Annotated in this window: 17 protein-coding genes; 4 read left to right on the top strand and 13 right to left on the bottom strand. The window is 49.1% G+C overall.

What is annotated here, in order from left to right; translation table 11 throughout:
• Nucleotides 1–179: 179 nt before the first annotated feature.
• From G3578_RS00245 to G3578_RS00220, 6 genes are all read right to left on the bottom strand, one after another.
• Nucleotides 180–794 carry a DedA family protein gene (locus tag G3578_RS00245; RefSeq protein ID WP_165207528.1) on the bottom strand — a complete coding sequence of 205 codons (615 nt, stop codon included), beginning with the start codon at nt 792–794 and terminating at the stop codon, nt 180–182.
• A 53-nt stretch (nt 795–847) separates the two neighbouring features.
• The gene (locus G3578_RS00240) at nt 848–2,509 is read right to left on the bottom strand and encodes a putative polysaccharide biosynthesis protein (RefSeq protein ID WP_165207527.1); all 1,662 of its coding nucleotides are present in this window, start codon (nt 2,507–2,509) and stop codon (nt 848–850) included.
• Nucleotides 2,510–2,578: 69 nt separating this feature from the next.
• The gene (locus G3578_RS00235; RefSeq protein ID WP_165207526.1) at nt 2,579–3,445 is read right to left on the bottom strand and encodes an alkaline phosphatase family protein; all 867 of its coding nucleotides are present in this window, start codon (nt 3,443–3,445) and stop codon (nt 2,579–2,581) included.
• 26 nt (nt 3,446–3,471) lie between these two features.
• Nucleotides 3,472–4,896, bottom strand: coding sequence for a sensor histidine kinase (locus G3578_RS00230; protein WP_165207525.1), 1,425 nt, complete (start codon nt 4,894–4,896; stop codon nt 3,472–3,474).
• Nucleotides 4,893–5,594: a response regulator transcription factor gene (locus tag G3578_RS00225; protein WP_277603086.1), complete on the bottom strand. Its 702-nt coding sequence runs from the start codon at nt 5,592–5,594 to the stop codon at nt 4,893–4,895. Before G3578_RS00225 ends, G3578_RS00230 begins: the two co-directional genes overlap by 4 nt.
• A 133-nt stretch (nt 5,595–5,727) precedes the next feature.
• Nucleotides 5,728–6,159: a hypothetical protein gene (locus G3578_RS00220; protein WP_165207524.1), complete on the bottom strand. Its 432-nt coding sequence runs from the start codon at nt 6,157–6,159 to the stop codon at nt 5,728–5,730.
• Between the two features lie 322 nt (nt 6,160–6,481).
• Between G3578_RS00220 and G3578_RS00215 the strand changes: the two genes are divergently transcribed.
• Entirely contained in the window at nt 6,482–7,297 is an 816-nt protein-coding gene (locus G3578_RS00215) for an SDR family NAD(P)-dependent oxidoreductase (protein ID WP_165207523.1), read from the top strand.
• A 193-nt stretch (nt 7,298–7,490) separates the two neighbouring features.
• Nucleotides 7,491–7,916, top strand: a complete 426-nt coding sequence (locus G3578_RS00210; protein WP_165207522.1) for a hypothetical protein — start codon at nt 7,491–7,493, stop codon at nt 7,914–7,916.
• 123 nt (nt 7,917–8,039) lie between these two features.
• Here G3578_RS00210 and G3578_RS00205 read toward each other — a convergent pair whose 3' ends face one another.
• Entirely contained in the window at nt 8,040–8,666 is a 627-nt protein-coding gene (locus G3578_RS00205; protein WP_165208351.1) for a C39 family peptidase, read from the bottom strand.
• Between the two features lie 188 nt (nt 8,667–8,854).
• Here G3578_RS00205 and G3578_RS00200 point away from each other — a divergent pair, with 188 nt between their 5' ends.
• Entirely contained in the window at nt 8,855–9,256 is a 402-nt protein-coding gene (locus G3578_RS00200) for a YkvA family protein (protein ID WP_165207521.1), read from the top strand.
• 222 nt (nt 9,257–9,478) lie between these two features.
• A complete protein-coding gene (locus G3578_RS00195; protein ID WP_165207520.1) occupies nt 9,479–9,820 on the top strand; it encodes a YmaF family protein in 342 nt (113 codons plus the stop codon).
• Between the two features lie 152 nt (nt 9,821–9,972).
• Here the strand turns inward: G3578_RS00195 and G3578_RS00190 are convergent, their stop codons facing one another.
• The 6 genes from G3578_RS00190 to G3578_RS00165 are packed head-to-tail and all read right to left on the bottom strand — an operon-like array spanning nt 9,973 to nt 15,683.
• Entirely contained in the window at nt 9,973–11,595 is a 1,623-nt protein-coding gene (locus G3578_RS00190) for a long-chain fatty acid--CoA ligase (RefSeq protein ID WP_165207519.1), read from the bottom strand.
• A gap of 39 nt (nt 11,596–11,634) precedes the next feature.
• Nucleotides 11,635–12,804, bottom strand: coding sequence for a CaiB/BaiF CoA transferase family protein (locus tag G3578_RS00185; RefSeq protein ID WP_165207518.1), 1,170 nt, complete (start codon nt 12,802–12,804; stop codon nt 11,635–11,637).
• Nucleotides 12,804–13,616, bottom strand: coding sequence for an SDR family NAD(P)-dependent oxidoreductase (locus G3578_RS00180; RefSeq protein ID WP_165207516.1), 813 nt, complete (start codon nt 13,614–13,616; stop codon nt 12,804–12,806). The genes G3578_RS00185 and G3578_RS00180 overlap by 1 nt, the downstream gene beginning before the upstream one ends.
• A complete protein-coding gene (locus tag G3578_RS00175; RefSeq protein ID WP_165207514.1) occupies nt 13,613–14,041 on the bottom strand; it encodes a MaoC/PaaZ C-terminal domain-containing protein in 429 nt (142 codons plus the stop codon). The genes G3578_RS00180 and G3578_RS00175 overlap by 4 nt, the downstream gene beginning before the upstream one ends.
• Nucleotides 14,042–14,056: 15 nt before the next feature.
• Nucleotides 14,057–14,512 (bottom strand): MaoC family dehydratase N-terminal domain-containing protein, encoded by a 456-nt coding sequence (locus tag G3578_RS00170; RefSeq protein ID WP_165207513.1) that lies wholly within the window; start codon nt 14,510–14,512, stop codon nt 14,057–14,059.
• 25 nt (nt 14,513–14,537) lie between these two features.
• Complete coding sequence (locus G3578_RS00165) at nt 14,538–15,683, bottom strand: acyl-CoA dehydrogenase family protein (protein ID WP_165207512.1); 1,146 nt, start codon at nt 15,681–15,683, stop codon at nt 14,538–14,540.
• Nucleotides 15,684–15,692 lie beyond the last annotated feature (9 nt).

The following is a 15,692-nucleotide window of genomic DNA, read 5'->3' as shown; positions in this document are numbered from 1 at the left end:
TACGGTTATAAACTAACACGAGATTTCACGATGATCAATCCCTGAAATTTGCAATTTTTTGACGATATATTCACAAACACAAGAAGATCAACCACGGTTTTGAACTGAACCCAGACAAGGAAAATACCTTCCTGAATAATATTGATTTTGATCATTAACTAGCATTCAAATTCCTTTCTTCATTTAGGATTTCTTATCTTTCGATACAAAATCCATCCCGCACTCATCACAAACCCGGCAAGAATGACATAGCTGATCGGATGGAGATATGGCTCGACCATTTGCCAGTGATCGCCCAATTTGACGCCGAGGTATACAAATGCGAGATTCCATGGGATACAACCGATAAAGGAAAACGTAACAAACCTGACAACGTTCATTTTTGCCATACCTGCCGGAAATGAAATAAACGTTCTGACAACAGGTAAGTTACGGCCAAAAAAGACAGCCATCTCCCCATATTTCGTGAACCATCGTTCTGCCTTGACCAGGTGATCCATATGAACAAAGAAATACTTGCCGTTCTTTTCGAGGAAGGTACGCCCTCCGTTTGCAGCTATCCAAAAAGTGGCGACAGATCCGATACTATTTCCAAATACTCCTGCAGCAACAACCCCCCAGAAGCTCAACATCCCTTTTGAAACCAGGAATCCGCCGAACAGCAAAATCGCTTCGCTTGGCAAGGGGATGCAGGCACTTTCGATGATCATTCCGATGAATACGCCATAGTGGCCGAAAGTCTCGACGAGAGCGGTCGCCCATGATGAGAGGAATTCCGTTAATTGATGCAGCATTCCTTACACCCTATCTTTGATTGATTTTGTTCCTTTAGATGCCGCGAAATGTTCTATGAGGATTGGTCATGCATCCTTTTATTTTTTATCGGCAATATTCTTTGGAGCGGAGCAGGCAAGTTTTCGAATTGGTCTCTGGTCACCACTTTTGTCAAGATGAGCATCATGGGATATAACAAAAGTACAAATCCGCATACCATGATGGCGTTGGTCACTTGAATGAAAACATCCCACTTGAAAACATGATTGTATGTGCGGGTCAACATCTCCAAACAAGTGCCAAGCAGAATGATGGTAACGGTACTGACGATTAAGCCGATCCAACGACGAACGGGCAGTATTTGAAAACATACTTCTTTCCTTAAAAAATGAAGATTGATATTCATCATCACGATAAAACACAATAACGTGGCAGAAAGGATCCCGTATATACCGTACAATGGGGACAACAAATAGTTGCCGCACACCTTTGTCGCGATTCCCATGGCCACACTGAACATAAGCACACGCATTTTTCCCATGCCCATCAAGACTGCGCCAGATGTTTGCATCATGATTTGAAACAGGGAACTTGCTGTAACGAAAATGATCATGTTTGGTCCAAACACGTGGCCAAGGTCGGTTCCTCCATAATTTAAGATCCCTGCCAATGGTCTGGCACCGATGCATATGGCAAGAACCATGGGCAAGCCCGATAAAACGGATAGCTGCAGAACCTTTGAGGTCTGTTTTTTCACTTCTTCCGTATCATGTCGAGAATGGGCGGACGACACAATCGGCACGATGGATTGGCTGAGTGCGATTGCGAGAATAATGGGCAACCCTGCGATTGGTTGTGCAATCCCAACCAGAATTCCGAGAATTTCCTTCGCTTGACTCGTCCGAAAATGACCTTTTAGCAGTGGAATGATGGTGGATGAATCAATCGTGTAGATCAACGAAACCGTCATCGAGAAAATGACGATCGGTATGGATAGTTTAAGCAAACTTGCGTAAATATCTTTATAGGTCATGATAGTTGCAGCCGGGTTATCAACAGTGGTTGAAGGATCGCCAGCCAACTTTCTGTTTTGTTTCTTGTCCTTTTTTTGAAGTTTGATAACGTGGTAGATCAAAACTGTCAAGGCAGCCAAACCTCCGGCAACGCCACCCAGGGAAGCGCCAGCCGCCCCCCATTCCTTGCCCATTCCGATGAGCAGATATGCCAAGCTTAACGAAGTCACCAATCGTACAAATTGTTCCATGATCTGCGTGATGGCAACCGGCAACATGTGCTGCCGTCCTTGAAAGTACCCGCGCATAATCGAAATCAGCGGGAAAATCAAAAGTGCCGGCGCAATTGCTTTCGTAGCCAGAGTTGCGTGAGGGTCACCCGAAATTGCTGCGTAATAAGGCGCGATTACGTACAAGAGAGCACTCATCATGATGCCAATTCCAATGGCAAACGAAATGGCTGCGCGAAAGATTCGGTTTGCTTCGTCAAACTGACCAAGAGAAGTTTTTTCGGAAATCATTTTACTTAGAGCACTAGGCATACCAGCTGTTCCTATGACAAGTAACGTGGTATACAAGTTATTTGCAATTCCATAGCTTCCCAACGCTTCCGTTCCGAGTAAGTAGATCAAGGGAACTCTTTGTATCACCCCGAGGAAACGGGTAATAAAAGAAGCAACAGAAAGAATTACGGTACCTTTTACAAGCGAGTCTCTTGTCATTTCCTTTTCCTACTTCCGTAAAATTATCAGCAAAACCGTGCAGACTTATTTCTGCACGGCTTTCCCCATTTATTTAAAAATGTTTACAATCTGAGGAGCGGTTGCACTATTGCCCAGATGCCTGAGATGATAAACATCTTCGATCATTCGAAGAACACTGTAATGGTTGATCTTTTCCTGATGAATACCCGGTCGGATCATCGGGCCAACCATCATAACCGGAATCTGATTTGCGGCTGAAAAATCGTCTTCATCCCATGTGACGATTAACATACTGTTATGTTTTTGTGCCCAAGCGATATAGGCCTGCATATGATTTTTCAACCATGAATCGGCTTGCTGCACACTCCCATCGTGCATATTATTTTGTTGGTTCGGTATGACAAACGACACCGTGGGAAGTTTGGAAAAATCCGTTGGAAAGCTTGTTAACGGCATATTGACACGGGGAGGAACATTGGTAAAGTTTACCCACGGATTATGTTTCCGAGCGTATCCTTTATACCAACACCCCGTATAACCAACTTTTGGCATATCCTCCGAGTATCCGCCAAAGGTCAAGTGAACGCCCATTAGTTCCGTCGCAAGGTTGGCCGTGGAAAAGGTGTGGTTGCAAGAGTCATCGTAAACATTTTGATTGGAACCAGAGAACAGGGCTAAATAATTGGGCTGACTGGGATGTTGGATTCCATGAGCGTTGGTAAACAAAGCCCCCTGTTTGGCCAACGAGTTCATAAATGGAGCGGCTTTGTTACCGATAATCTGACGATAAGAATGATTTTCTTCCACTACAATCACAATATGATCTGCCTTATACCCCGTAGGGATCGTTCGGTTGCCAGTCGTTTTATAGGCAACGGTGGCCCCCACGCAGACCGAACTAACGAATAGAATGAAGAAAGAGAAAAAGATAAGATACAGCAGCCTTTGTTTCATACTTTCTCCCCTATCGTTCCCTTATTTTAGGATACTCCCATCCATCTGGAAGGGAATTTCATGGTAAAACTGGTGCCAACGCCTTCGCGACTTTCCACGTGGATGTCTCCTTTATAGTTTGTAACCAAACGATATGCGATCGACAATCCTAAGCCAACTCCACTCTTGGCTCGACTTCTTGCTTTATCAGCACGATAAAAACGGTTAAATATCTTGGGTAGGTCCATTTTGGGAATGCCTTGTCCATAATCTTTTACCGTCAATAAAATGTGCCCTTCCTCTTCTTTGCCGAGGATCTCGATCGTTTTTTGGGATGCGGAATACTTAACCGCATTATCAAGCAAAATGAGTAAAATTTGTTCGAAATGATGGGCCGTAATGGCAATGTAGTGATCCTGGTTGAGTTGCAAATCGGTATGGAACGTAAAATCAGGATAAAGGATAGAAAAATTTTGAATGACTTTCGTAATGACTGGTAGTGGATGGATCGGCTTCACCATTTGTAAATTCGGTTTGATCTCTGCCCTGCTTAGTTCAAGTAGTTCCATGACAATTGATTTTAGCCGTTTTGTCTCCTCTAGTGCCAACGTCAAAGATTCTTCCAGGATTTTCGGATCTGATTTTCCCCATCTATGGAGCAAGGACAGGTGTCCTTCGATGATCGAAATAGGCGTACGTAATTCATGCGAAGCATCTTCAACGAATTGCTTCTGTTGGTGGAACGAGTCCTCAAGGCTGTCCATCATTCCGTTAAAAATGGCAGCGAGTTCAGAAAACTCATCTCTATTATGAAATAGTTGAACACGTAATGCCAAACCTTCATTGCGTTCACTGCGAATCTTTTGCATGGTATTGATCATGATTTTGATTGGTTTCACCAATTGACGGGAAATGATATACCCGCCTAATCCGCTCAAAATGATCGCCCCGATCCCGCCAAGGACATAAAAAAACAGAATAACATGATTCAGATCATCAAAATTTTCTAGATTGCGAGCAATTTCTATGGTGCCTTTGTAAGTATCTACAGCAAATGGGGTTCGGATAATCAGTAAATGGTCATCTTCATGCCAATAGTCCATCATATATTGAATATCCGTAGACTGCGCCGGTACCCAGTTGGCAGAGAGCTGATTCTCTATCGTGAATATTACATTTCCGTTTTCATCTAATATACGTATGAATTGGTCCTTTTCGTTCAAACTAGAAAAAAAAGTACTGTTTCTTGTTATTTCCGTGATCGGATCTCTCTTTGTATCGAGAAAGAACGCTTTTATCTGACTGCTTGTCTGGCGAATACGCGTTTCTTCCTGTTTATACATCCAAGTATTCATCACGTAATACTGCATGGCATTATAAGCTGTAAACAGAAGCACCATTAGGAACGATGACCAAATGGTCAGTTTCCATACGATAGGTAGTTGTTGTAATTTATGGGTGAAATGCTTCATTCCCTCATCACGTATCCTACCCCTCTTACCGTTTGAATGATGCTGTCTTCGGCAGAAGATTTCAGCTTGTTTCGCAGATATCGAACATACACATCAACAATGTTTGTCTCAACGGGTGTGTCGTAGCCCCATACTTGTTCCAGCAGAAGTTCACGCGATAAGACACGATTAATATTTCTCATAAACACAAGTAATAATTCGTATTCGGTCTTCGTTAATTCAACCGGTTCTTTATCCACCGTAACTACGCGTGCTGCTGTATCAAGGCTTACATTTTTAAAATTTAGAACAGCATTGTTTTGATCGCTTTCTGTTTCCGTGCGTCGTAAAATCGAACGGATTCGTGCCAAAAGTTCCTCGATTGCAAATGGTTTCGGTATATAATCGTCAGCTCCGCTATCAAGCCCGGAAACTCGATCGATCACGCTGTCCCTTGCAGTCAACATAATGATCGGGGTCTGTTTCTTGCTTCGAATCCTTCTGCATATTTCAAAGCCATTTAAGTTTGGTAACATGACATCAAGAATGATGATGCCCCAGTGATCATTCAATGCTTTTTCCAGGCCTTCACGCCCTTCATATACCGTTGTTACCTCAAACCCCTCGTGCTCAAGTTCGAGTTCGATAAAACGTGCGAGGCTTTTTTCATCTTCGATAAGCAAAACGGACTTCTTCATCTGATCCTTATATGTTTTCATCGCATTACCCCTTCATTTTTTACTATTTGTTTTTCTCACCTTTCTATACATTTTGAGGCAAATAACAAGCGTTTATAAAAAGAAATACTTTTCAGCTTTGAAAGCTAAAAAGTATGGAAAAAACATTCTATCTTTACTTTACCATTCCGTTATCATCGTTGGTTTCTTTGTCATTATCCAGAGCTGCGTTGTCATCGTTGGTTTCCTTGTCGTTATCCAGGGCTGCGTTGTCATCATTGGTTTCTTTGTCGTTATCCAGGGCTGCGTTATCATCGTTGGTTTCTTTGTCGTCATCCAGGGCTGCGTTGTCATCGTTGGTTTCCTTGTCGTTATCCAGAGCTGCGTTGTCATCATTGGTTTTCTTGTCGTTATCCAGGGCTGCGTTGTCATCGTTCACTTTGGAGTCAAGCTGAGGAGCCACATTTGCAGGCTTATCTTTGGCTGTATTTTCTACGGTTCCAACTGGGGAACTTTTTGGAGCGGCACTGGCAAAATTAACGAGCGCATAGGATGTTCCACCTATTAACGTAAGAGTCAGTACAGCCAACATCATTTTTTTCTTCATTTTCGTTTACCTCCCGTTTGTTGTTCTCTTACAGTGCTCATTATAGAAAGTGAGTATGAATTTCTTCAGAATAATAAATGAGAATTTGATGAGAATCACTTTTAGAAATTGCTTCCGTAACCATACCAGTCACTACCAGCGATCGCCGTCGGTCGCCGTTGGCAGGTGGCACCTTTCGTCCGCCAACGGCAATCTGATTTTGGGAGACATGATAGCGTTTGGTATAATGGAGGGTGGACTGGCGTTCTATGCTGTTTTTTTTCCAGGGTTTCATTGTTGAAATAAATTGACGGTACGAATGATCCGACGGGAGGCGTTCGCAATGAAGGGAACCGCATTGATTACAGGGGCTTCAGGCGGAATTGGAAAGGAATTGGCCGAGCTTTTTGCACAAGACGGTTATCACCTGGTTCTGGTTGCACGCAGCGGAGAAATCCTGCAGCAGCTCGCGGCAGAACTTTCCGCACAATACAAGATCCAGGCCGAAGTGATCGTGAAAGATCTGGAAGACCCGTCCACAGCGTTCGAAATCTACGAAGAGGTAAGAGAAAAAGGGATTCATATCGATTTCCTGATTAACAATGCCGGCTTTGGTGTGTATGGGGAGTTCGTGAACACGGCTCTCCAGGCCGAACTGAACATGATCGACCTGAATATCAAGACATTGACAGCATTGACCAAACTCTTTTTGCCTGGAATGATTCGCTCCCGCCGCGGAGGAATCCTCAACGTCGCCTCGACAGCCGCCTTTCAACCGGGGCCGCTCATGGCTGTCTATTACGCAACGAAGGCGTATGTTCTGTCTTTCACCGAAGCCTTGGCGAATGAATTGAAAGGTACCGGGATTACCGTGACGGCGCTATGTCCGGGCCCGACCAACACGGGATTTAGCGATAGGGCAAACCTGGAGCAGTCGAAGCTGTTTCAGATGGGAAGCATGAATGCGCGAGAAGTGGCTGAAATCGGCTACAACGGGTTTATGCAAGGCAAAACGATTGTCATTCCGGGAATGAAGAATCGTCTTCTGTCATTTTCGGTAAGATTTTTGCCGCGCAAAACGGTAACGCAGATCGTCCGTCGCATCCAAGCGCTGAAACCCGCCGCTGCGATGCAATCAAAAAATTTCACTGGAAATTGATATTGCCATCTGCGAAATGGAAGCTGCCCCCTCAAATATCGAATGCAGCGCCCGGAGAAGGCGGGTTGCGAGCATGATGGAAGTTGGACTCCCTGCCGCATCTGCCAATCAAAAAATTGTTGAATAACATATTGCCGTTAAATATATTGTTATATAACAGAGGTGTTGATCGTTCGTTTTTGGGGGGAGACTCATGAAAAAAAGAGTGGAAAGGGCATTTCAAATTGCGGAAGTCATTATCCGCATTTTCGAAATCGGGTTGTCCATTTACTTGGTGATCGGTATCTTCATCGAAGGGATTCTGCACGCAAAACAACTGTGGAGTGTGTCTTACGAAGGCGGGCTGCAGTCGTTTCACATCTTTCTCGACAACGCCTTGATGTACATCATCGGCCTGGAAGTTGCCATGATGTTTGTCAAGCGTGAACCAGCCATCATGCTGGACATTCTGATTTTTGCCATCGCGCGAAAAATGATTATCGAAACATCAAAAGGTTTCGACTTTCTGTTTGGAGCGCTGGCCATCATGATCCTGTACATCGTCAAATGCTACGGCATCAGCTGTATCTTGCTGCCTGGATATTTCCGGCGAGCATCGAAATCTCCGGATTCAGATTAAACGTATCCATTTTCCCCATTCAGATACACCTTCAACACAGACCATACACTCCCCGTGGTCACCCAAAAAAAAAGGACCGCCATCGGCGTTTCCATCCTTGTGAATACCAATTTTCCCCTGTCCTCAGTTGGATAAACCGGGCGCTTTGATCAAAATCCCACGCTTGGCATAAAAACGCGCAAATACCTCAAGACTCAGGTGCACATTTTCCTGACTGGCGGGTGTGTGGCCCGAAGGATTGTGGAAAACGACCTCTTGGCGTTGTGCATTCCAGCCGAACACATATACCAGATGCCCCCCTTGCTTGGGCGGTGTCACCTCCGGCGTACGGATGCTGGGATGGACCGAGGCAATGTACACATGACCTTGATCGAGCAGCTCAACAATTTCTTCGATCGGGGTATGTTCCTTGACCTCGGCTTGCAGCCCAAACTTGTCCCCGATAAAGGAAACGAAGGGGCGGTAATACAAGCCCTTGATCGTCCCGTCCTCACTGACAACGTATCCGCCATAGTCTCGGCACTGCTTCATCAGGTCGATCGTCGGAATAATCCGATGTTGCCAATGCGCGAGCAGCATTTTCAGACAGGCCATGCCGCAGATATGGAAACTCCATTGGGCATATTCATCCCTGTCGGATGCACCGGACAAATACCATAAGGGGTCGTCAGCCGGATGCAATTTCCCGGATAAAAAGTCCGGTACCAACTGACGAGACTCCCATTGCGAAAAATACGGCACTGTAACCATGTTCAACCCTTTCTCCCTCACAAACAACGGAATGATTCGCAAACTGCCGCAGAGCCATCATACCATGTCAAGCGTACCGTCTTCCATGCCAAGTTTGTGTCATAAAAAGGTTCCCCTTTCTTTGGACGGAAGCAGCAGATTGAATGTGAGCAGCAACTCCGGTAACATGATTCATTGGGTGAGACCAGATGTCGAAGCAAACGGTATTTCAAAAAGTAACAAGCAAGGCGAAGAAATTAAAATTAGAGGCATATGTGCTTTATGCTGCATACAGAGATCCGAGGGTCGCGTGGTATGCAAAGTTGTTTGCCATTTGCGTCGTCGCATATGCTTTTAGCCCGATTGATGTCATTCCTGATTTCATTCCCATTTTGGGTTATTTGGATGACATTGTTTTAGTGCCGCTCGGAATTTGGTTGGCGTTAAAACTGATTCCAGAGCAAGTGATTCGTGATTACAGAGAAAGAGCAACAGAACTGCTGGCTAAAGGGAAACCGAAGAATTGGATTGCGGGTGTCCTCATTATGGTGTTATGGATTGTTTTCGGACTTTGGGCAGGTTGGTATTGTTACCAGAATCTCCTTTCATGATAGTGCCCCTTCCCCCTGCAGTTTTCCACATGCCGAGTACATATACTGGCCCGAACTTCTTGGTCATCGTACAGGTGGTCAAGATTGCCCCCCGCTGCTCCCGCCGTCATTGTCCCTTCCAAGCGTTGTGTTCATTTCTGTATTTTTGGACGAAAGCCCGTTTCGAAACGCCTCGATTCCGCATTTATTAAGGATAAACGGTGTGCAAAGGAGCGGTTCCGGATGAAGGCTGGCCACAGTCATTCCTTAAGCTTTGTAAGATTTGCCGATATTCCTGGTCATATCCACGATTATGACACCCCAACCACAATCAATGATCGCCACCGACATCAAGTGCGCGGCAGAACCTCGCCTCCACAAGGTTTTGGCGATCAGCACGTCCATTACTATGAAGGTACCACTACGTTTAACGACGGACATGTGCATCGCTTCAGCGGCTGGACAGGGCGGCCCATTCCCTTGCCTGACGGTAGTCATTACCATGAATTTGCAGGAGAAACGACATTTGACGATGGGCACCTCCATTATTATCGGGGTTTCACCGGCGAAGCTTTCATGTTGTAGGAATATCTGTCCTGACATGGGTGATGGTTCCCGCTCGCGCAGGCCCCATCACACCATGCCTCAAACATTCTTTACCACTTCGTTTGATCCAGTTGGAATCCTCTGGCCTGTGGATGGGTGGGAAGATCTTGCAAGGCCATCCCGCTGTTCACCTATCTTTGGGCTGACGCCAGATGATCCTTGTATTGTTCCCGCAGCGCACGTTTCAGGAACTTGCCGACGGAGGTCTTCGGAATCTCTTCCAGGAAAACCAGATCATCGGGAATCCACCATTTGACAAATTGTCCCCGCAGGAAATCAAGCAGTTCCTGCTTATCGACTTTCCCCTTGGCCTCCTCCTTCAGCACAACGAAGGCAACGGGGCGTTCGTCCCACTTCGGATGCGGAATCCCGACGACGCTTGCTTCAAACACCGCAGGATGGGCCATCAGCGCGTTTTCGAGATCGACAGACGAAATCCACTCTCCCCCGCTTTTGACCAGATCCTTGGTGCGATCGACCAGCTTCACGAATCCCTCGCCATCAATCACCGCCACATCGCCCGTCTTGAGCCATCCGTCTTCAAACGCCTCTTTCGTGCGCTCATCCTTGTAATATTCGCTCGCGATCCATGGACCGCGAATCTGCAGTTCTCCCATCTCTTGCCCGTCCCAGGCGACTTCCCCGTTTTTCCCGATGATTCTCATCTCCAGGCCCGGTACCAGGAGCCCCTGTTTCGCGCGGATATCCAGCATCTCTTCTTCGGACAAGCTTTGTTGATAACTTTTGAGGCGGGAGACCAGCGCCACCGGACTGGTTTCCGTCATGCCATAGGCATGCAAAAACGGGATGCCGAATTTGGTCTCGTAGGTCTGAATCAGGCTGCGGGGAGCCGCCGATCCGCCGCAAATCACCGACCGCAGGCTTTTCACATCGTACTGCTCTTCTTCCATGGCTTTCAACACCCCAAGCCAGACGGTGGGAACACCGGCGGCCAAGGTCACCTTTTCCTGCTGGATCAATTGAAGGAGCAGTTTCGGCGTCGGTCCCGGCCCGGGCAGCACCTGTTTCGCCCCGAACCACACCGCGGCAAACGGAAATCCCCAGGCGTTGGCGTGAAACATGGGCACAACCGGCATGATGGTGTCGTTTTCCGACAACCCGATCGTATCCGCCAGTCCGACAGCCATGCTGTGAAGGAAAATGCCGCGATGGGAATAAACGACGCCTTTGGGGTTTCCGGTCGTGGCGGACGTATAGCACATCCCCAAGGGAGCGTTTTCATCCAGATCTTCCGGATAGGTGTAGGCAGGGTCTCCCTGTTCGATCAGCTGCTCGTAGGAATACACAGGATGCAGCGTGGTGGGAGGCAGTTCGGGCTTGTCGGTCATCATCACATAGGCCTTGATCGTTGGCAGTTGATCCTGGATCTTTTCCAGGATGGGCACCAGATCTTCGTCCACCAGCATCACACGGTCTTCCGCGTGATTCACGATGTAGATGATGTGTTCGGGCGACAGGCGAATATTGATGGTATGCAGAACCGCCCCCATGCAAGGGATGGCAAAATAGGCTTCCAGATGGCGGTGATGGTTCCATGCAAAGGTAGCCACCCGTTCCCCCCGCTTTACGCCCAGCGACGCCAGCGCGCTGGACAAGCGGCGTGTCCGCCTTCCATATTCGGCATAGGTATATCGGAAAATGCCGGATGAAGTGCGTGAGACGATTTCCTTCCTGGGGAAAAATTTTTCCGCACGTTCAAGCATCGAGCGGAGTGTGAGTGGAACATTCATCATTGCGTTTCATCCCCCTTTTTCTTCCTACACGTCCATGAATCAGATAATTCCTCGCTCTGCCCATTCTTCAAGCTGTTTGGGCGAGACGTTCAAAACGGTTTGAAAAACGTCCAGGTTGTGCTGACCAAGGGCAGGCGGCGGTGTGACTTCTTCCTGCCGCCGCTGTGCGCCAAATCCGCCCGCTGAGGTTGCCACCTGACACAAACGGCCCCATTCCCTGCTCTCGATGTCGGACACCAGCCCCTTTTCTCGCACGTATGGATCGTTCACCATTTCGCCGGGATCGAGAACGGGAGCCATGCAGCAGTCCACTTTTCTTGAAAATTCCGACCACTCGGCAAACGTACGGCTCTTGAACAGCGCCCTGATCTCGGCAAAGGTTCCGTTCTCTTCATGGGTGGGGCTGAGATGATCGCCGATCCAATCCTCACGTCCGACGGCCTTGCAGAAGTTCTCCCAAAACTTTTTCTCCAGCGCCGCCAAACTGACAAACCGGCCATCCCTGGTTTCATAGAGGTAGTAGGAGATGAGGCTGCCGCCGAGTTGTGGAACCCCCCTTTCCTGACCGGTCACCTGCTGGATCATGACATGTCCGGTCATGATTCCAATCATCGCATCGGTCATCGAAATGTCCAGATAGGAGCCTTCTCCCGTCCGTTCTTTTTTCACCAACGCGGCCAGAATGGCCTCGGAAGCCGCGATGCCGCCGATCATGTCGGCAAACTGGATGCCGGGTTGAATGGGTCTGCCGCTCTGATCCCGCAATTGGGAAAGAACCCCGCTTAGCGCCATGTAATTCAAATCATGCCCGCCCAGGCTGCGCAGCGGTCCGGTCTGTCCGTATCCGGTCAAGGAACAATAGACAAGGTCCGGCCGAACCTCTTTCAACCGGTCGTATCCGATTCCCATGGCGTCTGCCACTCCCGGACGAAATCCTTCGATCACCACATCCGCCTGCGCGGCCAGTTGAAAGGCCAGCTCGCGCCCTTCCGCCTCTTTCAGATTGATCGTCACACTCTTCTTGCTGCGGTTGTTGGCAAGATAAACCAGTCCGGCTCCTTGCAGCTGATCCCCCATCAGACGCGCGGGATCACCGGTATGCGGCGGCTCCACCTTGATCACTTCCGCCCCCATGTCAGCCAGCCGGAGTGTTGCAAAGGGACCCGGCAGGTAACGGGTAAAGTCGACGACTCGAATGCCGTGCAGCATCAGGTATACCACCCGCCGTTGATGTGAACCACATGGCCGTTGACATAGTTGGACAGCGGCGATGCCAGATAGAAAATGGATGCCGCCGCCTCCTCCGGCGTACCTGCCCGCCGCTGCGGAATGGATTGTTCAAACATCTGGCGCACTTTTGCCGGGATACCGATGGACACGCCCTGCACGCTTTCCCCTTTTTCTTTTTCCTGGGTTAAACGGGTATCAATCAAGCCAAAAGCCACCGCATTGCAGTTGATATTGAACGGGCCCCACTCCCGGGCAATCGTCTTCGTCAAGCCGATGACACCCGCCTTGGCAGAAGCATAGTTCGCCTGGCCGACATTGCCCATGATGCCGGCAACGGAAGAGACATTGACGATCTTGCGGTAGGTTTGGATGCCCTGTTCCATTTCCTGTTTGGCTACGTCGCGCATATACGGGGAGGCTTCCCGGATGAGACGGAACGGGGTGATCAAATGGACGTCAAGCATCGCCTGAAACTGTTCGTCCGTCATTTTGTGGATCAGACTGTCCCACGTGTACCCGGCATTATTGACCAAGATATCCAGCTTGCCAAACGCCTCAATCGTCTCCGCGATGATCCGTTTGGGAAAATCGGGGGCAGTCACATTCCCGACGACCGCGATGGCCTTCCCTCCTTTTTCCTGGATTGCTGCCACCGTTTCAGCCGCCGGTTGTTCATCCAGATCGTTGACGACAACGGCAGCGCCATGCTGGGCAAACATTTCAGCGGCTGCCCTGCCTACTCCTCTCCCCGATCCGGTAATAATCGCCACTTTTCCTTCCAGCATTTTCATTCTGCATGCTCCTCTCGTGCAACTTCACATTCGCCCTTCAGTTTGACTTCCCCATGTTGGTTGCGCGCCACCACTTCGCAGCGCAGCCGCTGTTCATTTCCCACCGTTACCTGCTCGATGATTCTGCCGGTGATCGATATTTGTTCGCCCGGTCTCGTCATCGCGGCAAAACGAACCTTGAATCTGCGCAAATGTTTGCGGGGAAACCAGGTGCAAACGGCTTGACCGGCAAACCCCATAATCAGCATGCCGTGCGCAATCACGCCGCCAAGCCCCGCCTGTTCGCCCACGGGAACCACCGTATGAATCGGATTAAAATCACCGGACGCGCCTGCGTATTTCACCAGCTGCGTGTGCGTGACCGGCCCTTTTTTCACCTCCGGAAGCTCTTGTCCGATATCCGGTTTCGCTGCCTGTTGATCCATCCATCCTTCCTCCTTTCAAAAACGCTCGACGATGGTGGAGCGTGAGATCAGTACCGTTTCCCCGCGCTGATTGGCATAACGGGTTTCCAGGGTAATCAGGTGCATGCCGCCGCTTGTGCCTGCCTTCGTTTTGGCGTCTGCCACTCTGGTCCTGGCTTGAATCTCATCCCCCGGATAAATGTCGCCCAGGTATTCATATTCCTGTTCGCCATGCAGAACTTTTAACAGATCAAGCTGGAGAGCCTCCACCAGGGCAAAAAAATCGGGGCCGCCCCACATGTCGATCACCGTCGGAAAGGTGGGAGGGATCGTGACATCGGAGAAACCGGCCGCCGCGGCCGCTGCCCGATCCACATAGATGGGATTGTCATCTTCAATCGCCAGGGCAAACTCCCTGATTTTCCCCCGTTCCACCACAAAACGGTATGGCTCAAACTCATAGCCGATCAATCGGGAAACATCCTTGCTCATTAGCCGTCACCTCGCATGTTTTTCGCTACAATCCCAGGTTCCTGGCAATAATCACTTTCATGATCTCATTGCTGCCTGCATAAATCGCGGATACCGGAATATCGCGATACCTGCGCGCGATCTTGTATTCCTCCATATAGCCGTATCCCCCATGCAGCTGCAGGCATTGCGCGGCCACCCGTTTTGCCATTTCCGTCGTCCACCATTTGGCCATCGACACTTTCGTGACAATGTCTTGCGCGCGGATATGGTCGGCGATCAGCTGATCAAGAAACGCGCGGCCGATTTCAATCTCCGTTGCCATCTCCACGATTTTGAACTGAGTGTGTTGAAACTTGCTGATCGGCTGTCCAAACGCTTCCCTGCTCTTCACGTATTCGATGGTCATCTTGAGCATCTCTTCCGCCGCAACCTGGGCTGCAATGGCGACCACCAGCCGCTCCTGCTGCAATTTTTCCATCATGTAGCGGAAGCCACTGCCTTCCTGCCCCAGCAGGTTCGCTGCCGGAACCCGGCAGTCCTCGAAAATCAGTTCCGCCGTATCCTGGCTGTGCAGCCCGATTTTGTCCAGCTTGCGTCCGCGGGAGAAACCAGGCGTGTCCCGTTCCACCAGAATCAGGCTGATTCCCTTGTGAGCAGGAACCGCTTTCGGATCGGTCTTGCACGCGACCAGCACCAGATCGGCCTGGATGCCGTTGGTGATAAACGTTTTTTGCCCGTTGAGAATATAGGAATCTCCGTCGCGGATCGCGGTTGTCTTGATGCTGGCCAGATCCGATCCGGCGCCAGGCTCCGTCATCGCGATCGCGGTAATGATGTCACCGCGCGCACATCCCGGCAGCCAGCGCTGCTTCTGCTCTTCGGTTCCATAGGATTGAATGTAGGGAACCACAATGTCATTGTGCAGTCCGATGCCGACCAGGCCGGACCCTACCCGCTCCAGCTCCTCGTTGATCACGACGGAGTAGGCCCAATCCGCGCCGGCACCGCCGTATTTCTCATCAACGCCTGTACAAAGATAGCCCTGCTCCCCCATCTTCTTCCAGAAGGAACGGGGAATCATGCGTTCCTGCTCCCATTGATCGTAGTAAGGAACCGCTTCTTTTTCGAGAAATTTTCGCAGCGCACTGCGAAACAGCCGATGCTCGTCACGCAAGTACAAGTGGTTCATGATTCTCCC

It is taken from the genome of Brevibacillus sp. SYP-B805, assembly GCF_011059135.1.
Classification (GTDB): domain Bacteria; phylum Bacillota; class Bacilli; order Brevibacillales; family Brevibacillaceae; genus Brevibacillus_F.
This window is presented reverse-complemented; position numbering and strand designations above follow the sequence as displayed.